General features: G+C 47.8%; 1 protein-coding gene. It reads right to left on the bottom strand.

From position 1 onward, the window contains the following. Positions 1-268 (bottom strand): hypothetical protein (locus tag SB717_RS36340; RefSeq protein WP_410907874.1); only part of this gene is annotated, 268 nt, incomplete at both ends.

Raw genomic sequence — 268 nt, 5'->3', positions numbered from 1 at the left:
CGTTGATGCCAAGGCCTCGATGCTGGACAGGCCAGGCACATATGAATAAGAAATAGTTTTTCTTGGCGGTGACTACAAACGCATCTTTTAGCTCAGCATTTCCACCCTCGGGCTCACAGGTATCGGAAAGGATAAATTTTTTACCGCTTTTATCAATCAAAGCGCCAGCAATCGTTTCGCCACGACTGGTAGCTACGCCTGTAAACTCTGCCTTGAGTGCGCCATTGAAAACCGGGCTGAGATCATAAGTTTTATTTTCCGCACCCGC

Source organism: Priestia sp. SIMBA_032 (assembly GCF_046535215.1).
Lineage (GTDB): Bacteria > Bacillota > Bacilli > Bacillales > Bacillaceae_H > Priestia > Priestia aryabhattai.
Note: the sequence above shows the minus strand (reverse complement) of the source record. Positions and strands in the feature narration are given on the sequence as shown.